Below are 13,728 nucleotides of genomic sequence, written 5' to 3' on the forward strand. Positions count from 1 at the left end.
GTGGTCGATCATGGCGTCGGTCTGGATGAAGTCGTTGAGCAGCTGCTCGGTGCGCAGGTCGCGGCCCTTGGCAGACACGATGCCCAGTGACACCGAGCCCTCGAGGCCGTACGGGTTGCCGATCGCGATCACCCACTCGCCCACCTGCAGCTTGTCGGAGTCACCGATCGTGACCGCGCGGAACGGCTTCTCGCCGTCGTGCGGCGAGATGCGCAGCACCGCGACGTCGGTCTGCTTGTCGGTGCCGACGATCTCGGCCTCGTAGCGGCCGTCGCGACCGGGCACGATCACGCTCACCTTCTCGGCGCGGTCCACGACGTGCCAGTTGGTGAGCAGCACGCCGGCCGGGTCGATCAGGAAGCCGGAGCCCTCCTGCAGGTTGCGCCGGCCGTTCACGCGCACCGCAGCCTCGATGTGCACCACGCAGGGCGAGACCGTCCGGTTGATCTCGATGATGCGCGCCTGCAGCTCGTCGAGCGCGTCCTTGGCCAGCGCGCTCGGCAGCGCGGCGCATCCGGCGGATACGAACACCAGACTCACGAGCGCGGCGCGCAGCTTCATGCTCCTGCCTCATCGGCCAATGCGCGCCGGAACTCGCGCGCGGCGGCCTCCGGGTCGGGGGCTGCGCCCAGGGCCGCGATCGCCACCACGCCCGCGGCGCCCGCGCGCCGCAGCTCGGGCACGCGCGCCGCCGTCACGCCGCCCAGGGCGAGCACGGGCACGGCGAGCCCGGCCGCGGCCTCGCGCAGCCAGGCACAGCCGCGCGGCGCGGCACTCGGCTTGGAGCCGGTCGCGAAGATCGGCGAGAGAGTGACGTAGGTCGCACCCTGCGCGGCCGCCTGCTCGGCCTCGGCGCGCGAGTGCGCCGAGTAGCCGATCCACGCCGCCGCGCCGAGAAACGCGCGCGCCTCGGCCACCGGCACGGACTCGGCGCCCAGGTGCACGCCGTCCAGACCGAGCGCGCGAACCAGGTCGAGCCGCCGGCCGGCCAGCAGGCGCAGGCCCGCGGCGCGCGCCTTCGCCAGCCGCGCGACACACTCACTCCACTGGCCGACAGACCAGTCCCGTTCTCGCAGCACGACGAATTCGACGCCGCCGCGCGCCAGGCGTTCGATCACGTCGCACGGGTCGCGGCCCGCGCAGCCGCGCACACCGTCGGTCCAGTAGCCCAGCCGCGGGATCAAGACAGGTCGGCGAGTCCCGTCTCGGGGCTCGACGCCTGCGCGTGCAGGCGCCTCGGCATGCGGCCGGCCTCGTAGGCGGCGCGGCCCGCTTCTACGGCGAGCTTCATGGCGTGGGCCATCTTCACCGGGTCCTTGGCGGCGGCGATCCCGGTGCTCATGAGCACGGCGGTGCAGCCGAGCTCCATGGCGATGGCGGCGTCGGAGGCCGTGCCCACGCCGGCGTCGACGATCACCGGGCACGAGACACTCTCCAGGATGATGCGGATGTTCGCGGGATTGCGGATCCCGAGCCCCGAGCCGATCGGCGCGCCCAGCGGCATGACCGCGGCGCAGCCGATCTCCTCCAGCCGCATGCAGGCGACCGGGTCGTCGGTGATGTAGGGCAACACGGTGAAGCCCTCCGCGACCAGGATGCGCGCCGCCTCGAGCGTGGCCGGCGTGTCCGGGAACAGCGTGCGCGAGTCACCGATCACCTCGAGCTTCACCATCCGGGTGTCGAGCAGCTCGCGCGCGAGCTGCGCCGTGGTCACTGCCTCCTTCACCGTGGTACACCCGGCGGTGTTGGGCAGGATGTGGAAGCGGTCCGGCGGGATGAAGTCGAGCAGCGAGCCCGCGTCGCGCCGGGTCAGGTCGATGCGGCGCACCGCGACCGTGGTCATCTCCGCGCCGCTGGCGTCGAGCGCCTTGCGGTTCTCCTCGAAGCTCTTGTACTTGCCGCTGCCCACGATCAGCCGCGAGCGCAGCTCGAGGCCGCCGAGCTTGTAAGTCGAGGTCACGCTCCGCCTCCGACGGCCTGGATCACCTCGACCTTGTCTCCGTCGCGCACCCACACCTCGGCGAAGCGCGAGCGCGGCACCACCTCGGAGTTGATCGCGACGGCCACGCGGCGCTGGGCGAGCTCGAAGTTCCGCAGCAGCTCGAGCACCGTCAACGGCGCGGGGGTCGAGTGAGATTCGCCGTTCAACACGTAGTTCACTCGCGGGACGTTAGCCGAAAGCTCCCCTAGATTGAAGCGTGTGGGGGAGGCCAGAGACAGCCGCGCGCAGACTCGCGCGTGGGCCGAGATCGACGTGGCGGCGCTCGCGCGCAACTACCGCGCGATCCGCGCCCGCGCGCAGGACAAGCGCGTGATCGCCGTGGTGAAGGCGAACGCGTACGGGCACGGGGCGGTGCCCGCGGCGCGGGCGCTCGCGGCGGCCGGCTGCGACGCGTTCGCGGTGATCAGCCTCGACGAGGCCGCCGAGCTGCGCGACGCCGGGCTGCGCGCGGCGCTGCTGGTGCTGGGCGGCGTGCAGGACGCCGACGAGGCGGCGCGCGCGCTCGCGCTCGACGTGGAGCCGGTGCTCTCCCGCGCCGAGCCGCTGGAATGGCTCGACGCGGCGGCCGCGCGCGCGGGCCAGGAGTGCCGCGTGCACCTCGAGCTCGACACCGGCATGGGCCGGCTCGGCGCCACGCCCGGCGAGCTCGATGCGCTGCTCGCGCGCGCCGTGCGCGCGCGGCGTGTGCGCGTGGTGGGCGTGATGAGTCACCTGGCGTGCGCCGACGACGCGGCCTCGCCCGAGACGGCGCGCCAGCGCGCGCTGTTCGCGGAGCTGGTGGGGCGGGTGCGCGCCGCGGGAGTCACTCCGCAGTGGCTGCACATCGACAACTCCGCGGGCATCGTGCGGGGCGCCGCCGAGGGCTGCAACGCGGTGCGGCCGGGCATCGCCCTCTACGGCGTCGACCCCACGCTCGAGGGCGGTCACCCCTTCGAGCCGGTGATGAGTCTGTGCGCGCGCGTGGTGCACGCCAAGAACGTGGCCGCGGGCACGCCGATCGGCTACGCGGGCGCGTTTCGCGCCGTCGAGGCGACGCGCATCCTGACGCTGGCGGTCGGCTACGCCGACGGGCTGCCGCGCGCGGCGGGCGGCCGGGCGTCGGTCGCAGTGAGTGGCCGGCGCGCGCCGATCGTGGGCCGTGTCTCCTGCGACCTGGCGACCGTGGCCGTGCCGACCGCCGACCCCGCGGGCCCGGGCGACGTGGCGCTGGTGTTCGGACGCCGCCGCGGCTTCGAGCTGCCGGTCGCCGAGCTGGCGAGCGCCGTGGGCACGATCTCGTACGAGGTGCTGGTGCGGATCGGGCCGCGCGTGCCGCGCATTCCGACTTGACCGGGCGCGCCCCCGCGAGTAAATCGCCGCTCATGCGAGTGTTGCTGTTGGGCTCGGGCGGCCGCGAGCACGCGCTCGCCTGGGCGATCGCGAAGAGCCCCCTGGTCGACGAGCTGCTGGCCGCGCCCGGCAGCGCGGGCATCGCCCAGGAGGCGCGGGTGCTGCCCGTCGATCCGTGCGACGCGGGCGCCGTGCTCGAGCTCGTGAAGCGCGAAGGCGTCGACTTCGTGGTGATCGGGCCCGACGACCCGCTCGCCGCCGGAGTGAGTGACCGTCTGGCCGAGGCGGGCGTGGCGGTGTTCGGACCGAGCCGCGCCGCCGCGCAGCTGGAGTGGAGCAAGCGCTTCGCCAAGGAGTTCATGGCGCGCCACGGCATTCCCACCGCGAGTCACGCGGCGTTCAGCTCGGCGGAGGCCGCCGAGGCGCACGTGCGCGCGCTGGGCGGACCCTGCGTGGTGAAGGTCGACGGCCTGGCGCTGGGCAAGGGCGTGAGCGTGTGCGACGGGCCGGAGCAGGCGCTCGCGGCCATCCGCGAGGCCATGCGCGAGCGGCGCTTCGGGGCGTCGGGCGAGACGGTGCTGATCGAGGAGCGTCTCACCGGCACCGAGGCGAGCCTGTTCGCGCTGTGCGACGGCGAGCGCTCGTTCGTGCTGGGCCACGCGCAGGACTACAAGCGCGCGCTCGACGGCGACCGCGGTGAGAACACGGGCGGCATGGGCGCGATCTCGCCCGCGCCGGTGCTCGACGAGTCACTCGAGCGCGAGGTCGTGGAGCGCATCGTGCGGCCCACCTTCGCCGGCATGCGCGCCGAGGGCCGGCCGTTCCGCGGCATGCTGTTCGTGGGGCTCATGATCCAGAACGGGCGGCCGTACGTGATCGAGTACAACGCGCGCTTCGGCGACCCGGAGACACAGGTGCTGCTGATGCGGCTCGACTCCGACCTCGTGCCGCTGCTGGTCGGCGCGGCGGAGGGCCGGCTGCCGGAAGCGGGTGCAGCGCCGCGCCTGGCCGACGCCGCGGTGTGCGTGGTCGTGGCGAGCGGCGGCTACCCGCGCGAGTACGCCAAGGGCCGGCGCATCGAGGGCCTCGAGTCACTGTCCGGCCTGGCGGGCGTGAAGGCGTTCCACGCCGGCACGCGCCGCAGCGCCGACGGCGGCTGGGAGACCGCCGGCGGGCGGGTCGTGGGAGTCACTGCGCGCGGGCGCGACCTCGCGGACGCGCGCGCCCGCGCCTACGACGCCGTGCGCCGGGTCCGCTTCGAGGGCGCGTTCAGCCGCAGCGACGTCGCGCAGCCGCGCGGGTGATCGTCGCTCTGGAACAGGCCGTCGCGCGGCTCGCGCGCGGAGAGCTGGTGGCCTACCCGACCGAGACGGTCTACGCGCTGGGCGCCGACGCCTTCGCGCCGCACGCGCTCGAGTCACTCCTGGCCGCGAAGGGGCGCGCGGCGGACCGCGGCCTGTCGGTTCTGGTGCGCGACGCGGCAGCGCTGGCCGAGCACGCCCGCCCGCTGCCGGCCGCGGCGGCGCGGCTGGCCGCGCGCTTCTGGCCCGGGCCGCTCACGATCGTGGTGGCGGTTTCCGACCCGCGTTTCGCCGCGGTCGCGACCGAGCTCGGCGTCGGCTTCCGCTGCTCACCACAGCCCAGCGCCGCCGCCCTCGCGCGCGCCGCGCCGGCGCCCGTGGTGTCGACCAGCTGCAACCGAACGGGCGAGCCCCCGTGCACGAGCGGCGCCGAGGTGGAGGCGTGCTTCGGGCCCGACCTGGCGGTGCTGGGCGGCGAGCCGGCCACCGGCCTCGCGCCGTCGACGGTGGTCGCGGTCGCGGCCGATGGCGCGCTCCGGCTGCTGCGCGCCGGGGCGCTCGACTTCGCTCGCGTGCAGGAGGCCGTCCTCCGATAGACAGGCATGAGGCTGCGGATCGGCGGGCGGGTCGAGCGCACGACCTGCGAGGGCCCGGGGGCGCGGTTCGCCCTGTGGGTCCAGGGCTGCCGCATCCGCTGCGCCGGCTGCTGCAACCCGCAGCTGTTCGCGGCCCGCGGCGGCCAGCGAGTCACGACCGACGCCCTGGCCGAGCGCCTGCGCGCGCTGGCAGGCGAGCTCGAGGGAGTCACCTTCCTCGGCGGCGAGCCGTTCGACCAGGCCGAGCCGCTGGCGGAGCTGGCGCGCGCGGCGCAGTCACTCGGGCTGTCGGTGATGGTCTTCAGCGGCTACGCGCTCGAGGAGCTCCGAACGCGGCCAGAAGCCCGCGCGCTGCTCGCCGCCACCGACCTGCTCGTCGACGGGCCGTACGACCGCACCCGTCCCGAGACGCAGCGGCGCTGGGTCGGGTCGACGAACCAGCGCTTTCACTTCCTGACGGCCCGATATCGGTCAGGAATCGAGTGTGTCGTCGTTCGTGAGGTAGGAGTCGAGATCGCGCCCGACGGGACGGTGCGCTTGCACGGCTGGCCGGAGCTTCTCGGCGCTTCGCGGGGCCGGGCATCTGCCCTTCCTCGCGGGTCCCTTCTCGTCGAAGACTCCTGCGAAACCCACTCGTCAGGGCAGATGCCCGGCCCCGCTCGCGAATGAGGGACTCTTTCTCCCCTTTTTTCCGGACGCGGCGAGCATCTGGCTGACTCATTCTGGTCGCCCGCGTTCGGTGCGGCTGCTGGCTCGGGCCGCATGCTGCTCGCGCCTGATCGATCTGCCTGCGCGGACGATGAGTTGGAGTCGGATCGATCGTCGACGTGGACTGCACTTAGCCCGGAGCGCGGCGCGTGGAGGCGCTCTTGACCTCTGCCTTCCCGTAGAACTCGCTCGTCTTCTCTCTCGAGCGCACGCTGCCCAGGGCTCTTTCGAGTGACTCGGTTTCGTGGAGGCAGGTTTCGCCTTTCAGGCCCTTGGTCTCGATGTGGACGGTGCCGTCGGGGTCGATCTGGATTTCGAGCTCTACCTTGGTCGCCACGTCAGGCTCCCCAGCGCGTGGCCACGAGGCGCACGGTGCCGTCGGGGGCTCGGCTCTCCTGGCCGAGGTCGTAGCCCTTGCGGCGCAGCTCGTCGGTGACTCGCGCGTAGGCGTAGCGCTGGGCGATGCGCTGCGCGAAGGCCTGGGCCTTCGAGCCGCAGCCTTCGGAGACCAGCACCGCTTGCTGGGTCCTGGGGTCGATGCGCACGCCGACCTCGGTTCCGTCCACGTCGGTCGCCACGCGGTCGACCGTGTGGCTGCGGCCGTCCCGGGTCCTGAGCTGCCGGCACTCTCGCAAGGTCGCGCCCAGCGACGCGATCGCGTCGGCCAGAAACTCGACGCTGGCCAGCACCAGGCTGATCTCGAGTGACTGCGACATCGGCTCACCACCACCAGCGGCGGTAGCGGCCGTAGCGCCCGTAGCCGTAGTAGCCGCCCACATAGCTGCCGCCGCCGAGCAGGATCCCGACCAGGATCAAGAGGCCGTAGCGGCCCGGGCTGCTGATGCCGTACAGCACGAGCGCGCCGACTCCGCCGATGATCGCGAGCTGCAGCACGAGCCGGATCCACGGGTCGGAGACCTGGCCCGTGGCGCGCCACAGCCAGGCGACGGGCACGTTGCTCTGGCCCGAGTCGACGTCCGAGGTCGGCGCCGACTTCTGCTCGAGCTGTGCCTTGTGCCGGGCGAGCTCGCGCTCGGCGTAGGCTTCGGCCTCGCGGCGGCGCGCCTCGCGCTGAGCGCTGGCGCGGCGCTGCTCGGCCGCGAAGCGCGCCTTCTCCTCGACGCGGTGCGCGCGCACCTCGGGCGTGTCGAGCTCGGCGCCGCAGTTGAAGCAGGCGGCGGCGCGCACCGGGTTCTCACCGCCGCACTTGGGGCAGCGCACCGGAGCGGCGTCCGACGCGTCGGGCGGCATGTCCGGCTGGCCGAAGCGCTCGGCGACACCGTCCGGTGTCGGCTCGGGCTCGGCTTCGCCCTCGCGCTCGGGCCGGGGCCGCTCGAGGTTGCGGAAGCGGTCGAAGGGTCCGGGCATGACTCAGCCGAAGCGCGACGCGAGCGGCGCGGGCCGCTCGCCCGGGCCGGCCGCAGAGGCGGCGCGCGTGCGCGTGCGCGCCCACTCGCGCAGGCGGTCGATGTCTTCCTTCATGGTCACGGCCAGCGGCAGGGTCTCGCCGATCGCGTCCATCAAGTGACTCTGCTGCAGGTCGACGCCGTCCGAGTAGGCGGTGAACAACGCCGCCACGATCGCCTGCTCGATCTCGGCCCCGCTGAAGCTCGCGGCGGTCTTGGCCAGCGCGGCCAGGTCGAAGGCCTTCGGGTCGCGCTTGTAGCGCGCGAGCTGGATCGCGAAGATCTGGCGCCGCTCGGAGTCACTCGGCAGGTCGATGAAGAAGATCTCGTCGAAGCGGCCCTTGCGCAGGAGCTCCGGCGGCAGCGCGTCGATCTTGTTCGCGGTCGCGACCACGAACACGGGCGCGGTCTTCTCCTGCAGCCAGGTCAGGAAGCAGCCGAACACGCGCGCGGAGACACCGCTGTCGCCGTTCGCGGAGCCGCCCAGTCCGGCCAGCCCCTTCTCGAGCTCGTCGACCCACAGCACCGCAGGCGCGACGCCTTCGGCCACGCGCGTGGCGCGGCGCATGTTCTCTTCCGACGACCCGACCAGGCCGCTGAAGATCCGGCCCATGTCGAGGCGCAGGAGGGGCAGCTGCCAGGTCGCCGCGATCGCCTTCGCGGTCAGGCTCTTGCCGCAGCCCTGGACGCCCAAGAGCAAGAGACCCTTGGGCGCGGGCAGCCCGAAGGCGCGCGCCTTGTCGCCGAAGGCGTTCGCGCGCCGGCCGAGCCAGGTCTTCAGGTTCTCGAGCCCGCCCACGGTGGCGAGACTCTCGTCGGAGCCGCAGAACTCGAGCAGCCCGCTCTTGCGGATCACCTGGCGCTTCTCGGCCAGGATCACCGACACGTCGTCGGGCGCGAGTCTCTGGTCCTGGGCGATCGCCTTGGCGAAGGCGTTCTCGGCCTCCGACAGCGTGAGTCCCAGCGCCGCCTTGAGCAGCGGCTCGACCGTCTCCGAAGTGAGCTCGACGGTGGCGCGCTTGCCTTCGCGCACCACGCGCACGATGTCGCGCAAGAGCACGCCCAGGTCGTGAGTCGACGGCAGCGGCACGTCGAGCACGCACACGTCCTTCTCGAGCTCGGTCGGGATGTTCACGACCGGAGACACGAGGATCAGCGTGGTGTAGGAGCTCTTGAGCTGCTGCGCGAGCTCGCGCAGCGCGCGCACGACCGTGGGGTCGTTGAGATACGGGTGAAAGTCCTTGAACACCACCAGGCTCGGGTCGGTGAGCTGGCCGACCGCGGTCAGCGCCTCGGTCGGGTCCTTCGGACCATCGGACATGCCGCCCGTGCCCGCGCGCGGGTCACGGCGGCGCAGGCCCTGGGTGATCGACCAGGTCACGAGTGTCTTGCCGTGGGTCTCGGCGAGCTTCGCCAGCACGTCGTCGAGCCGCTGCTCCTCCCAGGTCGAGAGGTAGAGCAGCGGGTAGCGGGCGCGCACGTGCAGGTCGAGCTCTTCGACGAACCCGGCGAGGGGCGAGTGACTCGGCTTCGCGCTCATCCGAGCCCGGGTCGGCGGCCGGCGCGCACGGCTTGAGCCTTGCCTGCCGGCGCCGGCCGATAATAGAATCAGGTTCTAGTTCTAGTTGGTGCGGTGACCATGGCCAACTCATTGAAATTGCTGAGCTCCATCTCGCCGACCAAGCAGGCGCGCAGCGAGGAGACGGCCCGGCGCATCCTCGATGCCGCCCAGGCCACGATCGAGCGCGAGGGCCTGGCGAGCCTGTCGATCCCCGAGGTGGTGCGCCGCGCGCGCTCCTCGACCGGCAGCTTCTACGCGCGCTTCAAGGACAAGAACGCGCTGCTCGCGGCGCTGGAGGAGCGCTTTTTCGCCGACATGCACCGCGTGCTCGACGAGCTGGCCGACCCCGCGCGCTGGAGCGGCCGGCCCACGCGCGAGCTGATCGAGGCCTGCAACCGCGAGATGCTGCGCCGGCTGCGCCAGCACGCCCGCCTGGTGTGCGCGTTCGTGTTCCGCTCCGCGCACCAGGCGAGCCTCGCCACGCGCGTGCAGCGCTTCCACGAGCGACTCACCGACCGCATGCGCGCGCTGTTCCTGGCGCGCCGCGCCGAGATGACCCACCCCGAGCCCGAGCTCGCGGTCGCGCTCGCGCTCGAGTTCGCGTTCGCGTTCATCCAGGCGCGCGTCCTGTTCGCCGCGCAGGAAGGCGCGGTGGCCGCGCTCGACGACGACCGGCTCGCGGCGGAGCTCACCCGCATGTTCCTCGCCTACGCGGGCATCGCGCCCGAGTGACTCGCGAGCAGGAGAGACCGATGGAGCAGCCCAAGCGCCCCGCCGTGTTCGGCATCGCCGACGACGCGTTCCGCGCGAACCCGTACCCCGTGCTCAACATGCTGCGCGAGGCGCAGCCGCTGGTGAAGACTCCGCTGGGACTGTGGGGCCTGGCGCGCTACGACGACGTGGGGCGGCTCCTGCGCGACGTGCGCTGCGGCATGCGCAAGCGCGACGGCACGCCCTTCGTGATTCCCGACGTCGGCCCGGGCGAGCGCTTCGACCCCAACGCGTTCATGCTCTTGCAGGACGGCGCGCCGCACACGCGGCTGCGCAAGCTCGTCGCGAAGGCGTTCACCCCGCGCATGGTCGAGCGGCTGCGGCCCGAGGTGCAGGCGGTGTGCGACGCGTGCGTCGAGCGCGTGCTCGCCAAGGGCACGCTCGACGTGGCCGAGGACGTGGCGCGCATCGTGCCCTCGACGGTGATCTGTCTCATGCTCGGCGTGCCGCTCGCCGACCGGCCGCGCTTCACCGAGTGGACCGCGAACGCGACGCACGCGCTGGTGGTGCAGTTCGCGCCCACCGAGGCCATGGCGCGCGCGCGGCCCGCGCTGGAGAAGCTGGTCGAGTATTTCGAGGCCATGATCGAGGCGCGGCGCAAGAACCTGGGCGAGGACCTGGTCTCGGAGCTGATCCGCGCCGAGGAGGACGGCGACCGACTCACCAGCGCCGAGCTGCTCGTGCAGTCGGTCGGGCTGCTCGCCGCCGGCTTCGAGACCACGATCGGGCTGATCAGCCTGGGCATGCGCCAGCTCCTGCTCCATCCCGACCAGCTCGCGAAGCTGCGCGCCGATCCCGGCCTGATCGGGAGCGCCGTCGAGGAGTGTCTGCGCTTCGACCCGCCGATCCTCGCCACGCTGCGGGTGCTCCACGAAGACGTGGAGTGGCACGGCCAGACACTCCCGGCAGACACACCGATCCTGGCCATGCTGGGCGCCGCGAACCGCGACCCGCGCGCCTTCGAAGACCCCGAGCGCTTCGACATCGCGCGCCGCGGCGCGCCGCACTGGGGCTTCGGCGGTGGCGCGCACTTCTGCCTGGGCGCGCACCTCGCCCGGCTCGAGACCCAGGCCGCGATCGGCACGCTGGTGCGCCGGCTGCCGAGCCTTTCGCTCGGCGACGAGCCGCTGAAGTGGAGTGACTCGCTGTTCCGCGTCCCGGCTTCTCTGCCAGTGCGCTTCGAGGCCCCCTAGAGCGGTCCGATCCGCAGCCGGAGCTGCGCGGGTGCCTGGTCGCCGAGCACGGCGCGCAGGCGCGCGAAGATGCGCGGCTTCTCGAGCTGGATGCGCTGCATCCAGGCCGAGTCGCGCACGCGCGCCTGGATCACGCCGTTGCGCACCCCGTCGGGCCGGCAGTGCGCGCGGAGCTCGGGGCCGAGCGCCTCGTCCCAGGCCCGGATCACCGCCACCGCTCCGGCCGTCGCCCCCAGCCCGACCTCGTCGAGCAGCTTGGGCAGGAGCGACCCCAGGGACTCGGTCGAGCTGCGGCGCCGCCCCGGCGCGCTGCGCGGCGGGGTGGGATTCGCGTGGCGGGGCGGGCGCGTCTCCACGGCCGCATCGTAACCGACGTGGTACGCTCCGCGCCGAAATGCCGACCCGAAAACCCCAGTCCCTGCGCTGTGACTTCTGCGGCGCCGAGAGCGAGCGCGTGCGGCGGGTCGCGCTCGACCAGGGGTATGACCGGCTCGGCCAGCGCCACGTCGTCCGCTACGCGTGCGAGGACTGCTCGCGCCGTAAGGAGGAGTCGCGCACAAACGTTGACGCCAAGCGCGACCCCTTATAGCTTCGCGCCCTCGCTCGCCGGGCCGTCAGAGCGCCCCGGCGGAAGGATCCCCATATGGTCAAAGTCCGCCTCTATCGCACCGGCGCGCGCGGCAAGCCGTCCTACCGCATCGTCGTGATGGACCAGCGCAAGAAGCGCCAGGGCCGGGTGCTCGAGCTGCTCGGCACCTACGAGCCACGCAGCTCCGGCGGCATCCAGTATTCCGAGGCGGCGCTCGCCAAGTGGATCGAGCGCGGGGCGCAGCTCTCCGACACCGTTCGCACGCTCGTCACGCGCCACAAGCGCGCGGCCGCGGCGTCGCCGAGCGCGTAGGGCCGCCATGAAGGAGCTCGTCGAGTTCATCGCCAAGACGCTCGCCGACGAGCCGGGCCAGATCGAGGTCTACGCGGCCGACGACAAGGTCGTCGAGCTGCGGCTCGCTCCGGACGACGTGGGCAAGATCATCGGCCGGCGAGGCAAGACCGCCAAGGCCATCCGCACGCTGCTCGCCGCGGCGGGCGGCGGCTGGGACGTCGACATCGCCGGTCACGGCGAAGACGAAGAAGACGAAGAGTTCGAGGACGACTACGAGGACGACCAGGAGTGAGACGTGGCGTCGAGTCGAAGCGCGAACTCCACCGCAGCGCCGCAAGGCCGAGCGGTTCGAGACTGGGTCGAGCTCGGCCGGGTGCTGCGTTCCCACGGCCTCGACGGCTCGCTGCTCGTCGCGCTCCATAGCGACGACCCGACCAACCTGATCGCGGCGCGCGAGCTCCGGCTCGCGGGCGAGCCCGGCACGATCCCGTTCCGTGTGGTGCATGCGGAGTCTGCGGGCCAGGGCCCGGGGGGCCGTGCGCGCGTGCGCCTGGAGCTGGCGGGCCTCGAGAATCGCGAGCGCGCCCAGCTGTTCGCCGGCGCGGCGGTGCTGGTGGCCGAAGCCGGCCTGCAGCCGCTCCCCGAGGGCGAGTTCTACTGGCGCGACCTGCTCGGGCTGCGGGCGCTGGGCCGCGACGGCGCCGAGCTCGGTACTCTGGTCGAGATCGTGCCGACCGCGGGCGCCGACGTGTTCGTGCTCCGCCGGCCGAGCGGCCCGGACCTGCTCTTGCCCGCGACCGACGCGCTCATCCTGAAGGTCGACCGCGAGCGCAGCGAGCTCTGGCTCGATCCGCCTGCCGAGCTCCTGGCGGAGGGCGGGCGATGAGCGCCGGGCCGCGCATCGACATCGTCACCATCTTCCCGGAGCTCGTGGAGCACTTCCTCTCGGGCTCGCTGCTGGGTGCGGCGCGCCAGGAGGGCCTGCTCGACGTGCGGGTCACCGACCTGCGCGACTTCACCCTGGACCGGCACCACAGCGTGGACGACACGCCCTACGGCGGCGGCGACGGCATGGTCCTGCGCCCGGAGCCCGTGGTGGCGGCGGTCGAGGCGCTGGCCGGGCCCGCTGCCCGCGTCTTCGCGCTCTGCCCGCGCGGCCGGCGCTTCGACCAGACGCTCGCGCGCGAGCTCGCCGGCGCGCCGCAGATCGTCCTCCTGGCCGGGCGCTACGCCGGCTTCGACGAGCGAATCTTCGCCCTGACGGGTGCGGAGCCGCTCTCGATCGGAGACTATGTGCTGGCGGGGGGTGAGGCCGCGGCCTTGGTCGTGACGGAAGCCGTGACCCGTCTGGTTCCGGGGGTGTTGGGGAATCCGGTCTCGGCCGAGGCGGATTCGTTCTCGGCGTGCGCGCTGGAGCACCCGTTGTTCACCCGGCCGCGGGAGTTCCGCGGCCTGGCCGTCCCCGAAGTCTTGTTGTCGGGCAATCACGCCGAGATCGCGCGCTGGCGCGCGCGCGAAGGCGAGCGAGTCACTCGCGAGCGGCGGCCCGATCTTCTCGTGTCGAATGGAGCCAAGCGATGAGACAGTTCAAGGAGCTCGAGACCCCCGAACGCGACCTGCCGGACTTCCGGGCCGGTGACACCGTGCGCGTGCACGTGCGCATCGTGGAAGGCGACAAGGAACGCGTGCAGGTGTTCGAAGGCATCGTCCTGCAGCGGAGGCGCGCCGGCGCGTCGTCGAGCTTCGTGGTGCGGAAGATCTCGTACGGCGTCGGCGTCGAGCGCATCTTCCCGCTGCACTCGCCCTCGATCGCCAAGATCGAGCTGAAGTCCCGCGGCCGCGTGCGGCGCGCGCGACTCACGTATCTGCGCGACCTGTCCGGCAAGGCGGCGCGCATCAAGGAGCGCGAGACCTTCGCCGTCGAGGACGTGGCACCGGCCGGCGCGGCGGAACCCCCCAAGGAGACGCCCTCCGACGC

General features: G+C 72.8%; 19 protein-coding genes and 1 pseudogene. 11 read left to right on the forward strand and 9 right to left on the reverse strand.

From position 1 onward, the window contains the following. From VMR86_04580 to thiS, 4 genes are all read right to left on the reverse strand, one after another. On the reverse strand, positions 1-561 hold a 561-nt coding region (locus VMR86_04580), incomplete at its 3' end, for a trypsin-like peptidase domain-containing protein (GenBank protein ID HTO06314.1). Further along, on the reverse strand, positions 558-1,184 hold the full coding sequence (locus tag VMR86_04585; GenBank protein HTO06315.1) for a thiamine phosphate synthase: 627 nt from the start codon (positions 1,182-1,184) through the stop codon (positions 558-560). The genes VMR86_04585 and VMR86_04580, both read right to left, overlap by 4 nt. Beyond that, positions 1,181-1,960 (reverse strand): thiazole synthase, encoded by a 780-nt coding sequence (locus VMR86_04590; protein ID HTO06316.1) that lies wholly within the window; start codon positions 1,958-1,960, stop codon positions 1,181-1,183. The genes VMR86_04585 and VMR86_04590 overlap by 4 nt, the downstream gene beginning before the upstream one ends. Further along, positions 1,957-2,160 (reverse strand): sulfur carrier protein ThiS, encoded by a 204-nt coding sequence (gene thiS / locus VMR86_04595; GenBank protein HTO06317.1) that lies wholly within the window; start codon positions 2,158-2,160, stop codon positions 1,957-1,959. Before thiS ends, VMR86_04590 begins: the two co-directional genes overlap by 4 nt. 40 nt (positions 2,161-2,200) lie before the next feature. On the opposite strand from thiS, the gene alr reads away from it, so the two are divergent. The 4 genes from alr to VMR86_04615 are packed head-to-tail and all read left to right on the forward strand — an operon-like array spanning position 2,201 to position 5,897. Next, positions 2,201-3,331: an alanine racemase gene (gene alr / locus VMR86_04600; protein HTO06318.1), complete on the forward strand. Its 1,131-nt coding sequence runs from the start codon at positions 2,201-2,203 to the stop codon at positions 3,329-3,331. Between the two features lie 32 nt (positions 3,332-3,363). Then, on the forward strand, positions 3,364-4,635 hold the full coding sequence (gene purD, locus VMR86_04605; protein HTO06319.1) for a phosphoribosylamine--glycine ligase: 1,272 nt from the start codon (positions 3,364-3,366) through the stop codon (positions 4,633-4,635). Beyond that, the gene (locus VMR86_04610; protein ID HTO06320.1) at positions 4,632-5,228 is read left to right on the forward strand and encodes an L-threonylcarbamoyladenylate synthase; all 597 of its coding nucleotides are present in this window, start codon (positions 4,632-4,634) and stop codon (positions 5,226-5,228) included. The genes purD and VMR86_04610 overlap by 4 nt, the downstream gene beginning before the upstream one ends. 6 nt (positions 5,229-5,234) lie before the next feature. Next, positions 5,235-5,897 carry a 4Fe-4S single cluster domain-containing protein gene (locus VMR86_04615; protein ID HTO06321.1) on the forward strand — a complete coding sequence of 221 codons (663 nt, stop codon included), beginning with the start codon at positions 5,235-5,237 and terminating at the stop codon, positions 5,895-5,897. A gap of 169 nt (positions 5,898-6,066) precedes the next feature. On the opposite strand, the gene VMR86_04620 is transcribed toward VMR86_04615, so the two are convergent. From VMR86_04620 to VMR86_04635, 4 genes are read right to left on the reverse strand one after another with little or no spacing between them, the layout of a single operon-like run. Beyond that, positions 6,067-6,273 carry a DUF2997 domain-containing protein gene (locus VMR86_04620; protein HTO06322.1) on the reverse strand — a complete coding sequence of 69 codons (207 nt, stop codon included), beginning with the start codon at positions 6,271-6,273 and terminating at the stop codon, positions 6,067-6,069. Position 6,274: 1 nt separating this feature from the next. After that, positions 6,275-6,652, reverse strand: a complete 378-nt coding sequence (locus VMR86_04625) for a DUF1257 domain-containing protein (GenBank protein HTO06323.1) — start codon at positions 6,650-6,652, stop codon at positions 6,275-6,277. A 4-nt stretch (positions 6,653-6,656) separates the two neighbouring features. Further along, the gene (locus VMR86_04630) at positions 6,657-7,304 is read right to left on the reverse strand and encodes a zinc ribbon domain-containing protein (protein ID HTO06324.1); all 648 of its coding nucleotides are present in this window, start codon (positions 7,302-7,304) and stop codon (positions 6,657-6,659) included. 3 nt (positions 7,305-7,307) lie between these two features. Beyond that, entirely contained in the window at positions 7,308-8,882 is a 1,575-nt protein-coding gene (locus VMR86_04635; protein HTO06325.1) for an AAA family ATPase, read from the reverse strand. Positions 8,883-8,981: 99 nt separating this feature from the next. Here VMR86_04635 and VMR86_04640 point away from each other — a divergent pair, with 99 nt between their 5' ends. Together VMR86_04640 and VMR86_04645 are read left to right on the forward strand one after the other, a co-directional pair. Then, positions 8,982-9,635, forward strand: coding sequence for a helix-turn-helix domain-containing protein (locus VMR86_04640; protein HTO06326.1), 654 nt, complete (start codon positions 8,982-8,984; stop codon positions 9,633-9,635). Between the two features lie 20 nt (positions 9,636-9,655). Beyond that, positions 9,656-10,867: a cytochrome P450 gene (locus VMR86_04645; GenBank protein HTO06327.1), complete on the forward strand. Its 1,212-nt coding sequence runs from the start codon at positions 9,656-9,658 to the stop codon at positions 10,865-10,867. On the opposite strand, the gene VMR86_04650 is transcribed toward VMR86_04645, so the two are convergent. Beyond that, positions 10,864-11,223: a DUF721 domain-containing protein gene (locus tag VMR86_04650; protein ID HTO06328.1), complete on the reverse strand. Its 360-nt coding sequence runs from the start codon at positions 11,221-11,223 to the stop codon at positions 10,864-10,866. The genes VMR86_04645 and VMR86_04650 overlap by 4 nt on opposite strands. A gap of 287 nt (positions 11,224-11,510) precedes the next feature. On the opposite strand from VMR86_04650, the gene rpsP reads away from it, so the two are divergent. From rpsP to rplS, 5 genes and pseudogenes are all read left to right on the forward strand, one after another. Beyond that, positions 11,511-11,768, forward strand: a complete 258-nt coding sequence (gene rpsP, locus VMR86_04655) for a 30S ribosomal protein S16 (GenBank protein HTO06329.1) — start codon at positions 11,511-11,513, stop codon at positions 11,766-11,768. 7 nt (positions 11,769-11,775) lie between these two features. Then, positions 11,776-12,042, forward strand: coding sequence for a KH domain-containing protein (locus tag VMR86_04660; GenBank protein ID HTO06330.1), 267 nt, complete (start codon positions 11,776-11,778; stop codon positions 12,040-12,042). Between the two features lie 3 nt (positions 12,043-12,045). Then, positions 12,046-12,636: a ribosome maturation factor RimM gene (rimM, locus tag VMR86_04665; GenBank protein ID HTO06331.1), complete on the forward strand. Its 591-nt coding sequence runs from the start codon at positions 12,046-12,048 to the stop codon at positions 12,634-12,636. Then, positions 12,633-13,331 (forward strand): tRNA (guanosine(37)-N1)-methyltransferase TrmD, encoded by a 699-nt coding sequence (gene trmD / locus VMR86_04670; protein HTO06332.1) that lies wholly within the window; start codon positions 12,633-12,635, stop codon positions 13,329-13,331. Before rimM ends, trmD begins: the two co-directional genes overlap by 4 nt. After that, positions 13,328-13,654 (forward strand): annotated as a pseudogene (gene rplS / locus VMR86_04675) (50S ribosomal protein L19). Before trmD ends, rplS begins: the two are co-directional and overlap by 4 nt. Positions 13,655-13,728 lie beyond the last annotated feature (74 nt).

The organism is Myxococcota bacterium (genome assembly GCA_035498015.1).
Taxonomy (GTDB): domain Bacteria; phylum Myxococcota_A; class UBA9160; order SZUA-336; family SZUA-336; genus VGRW01.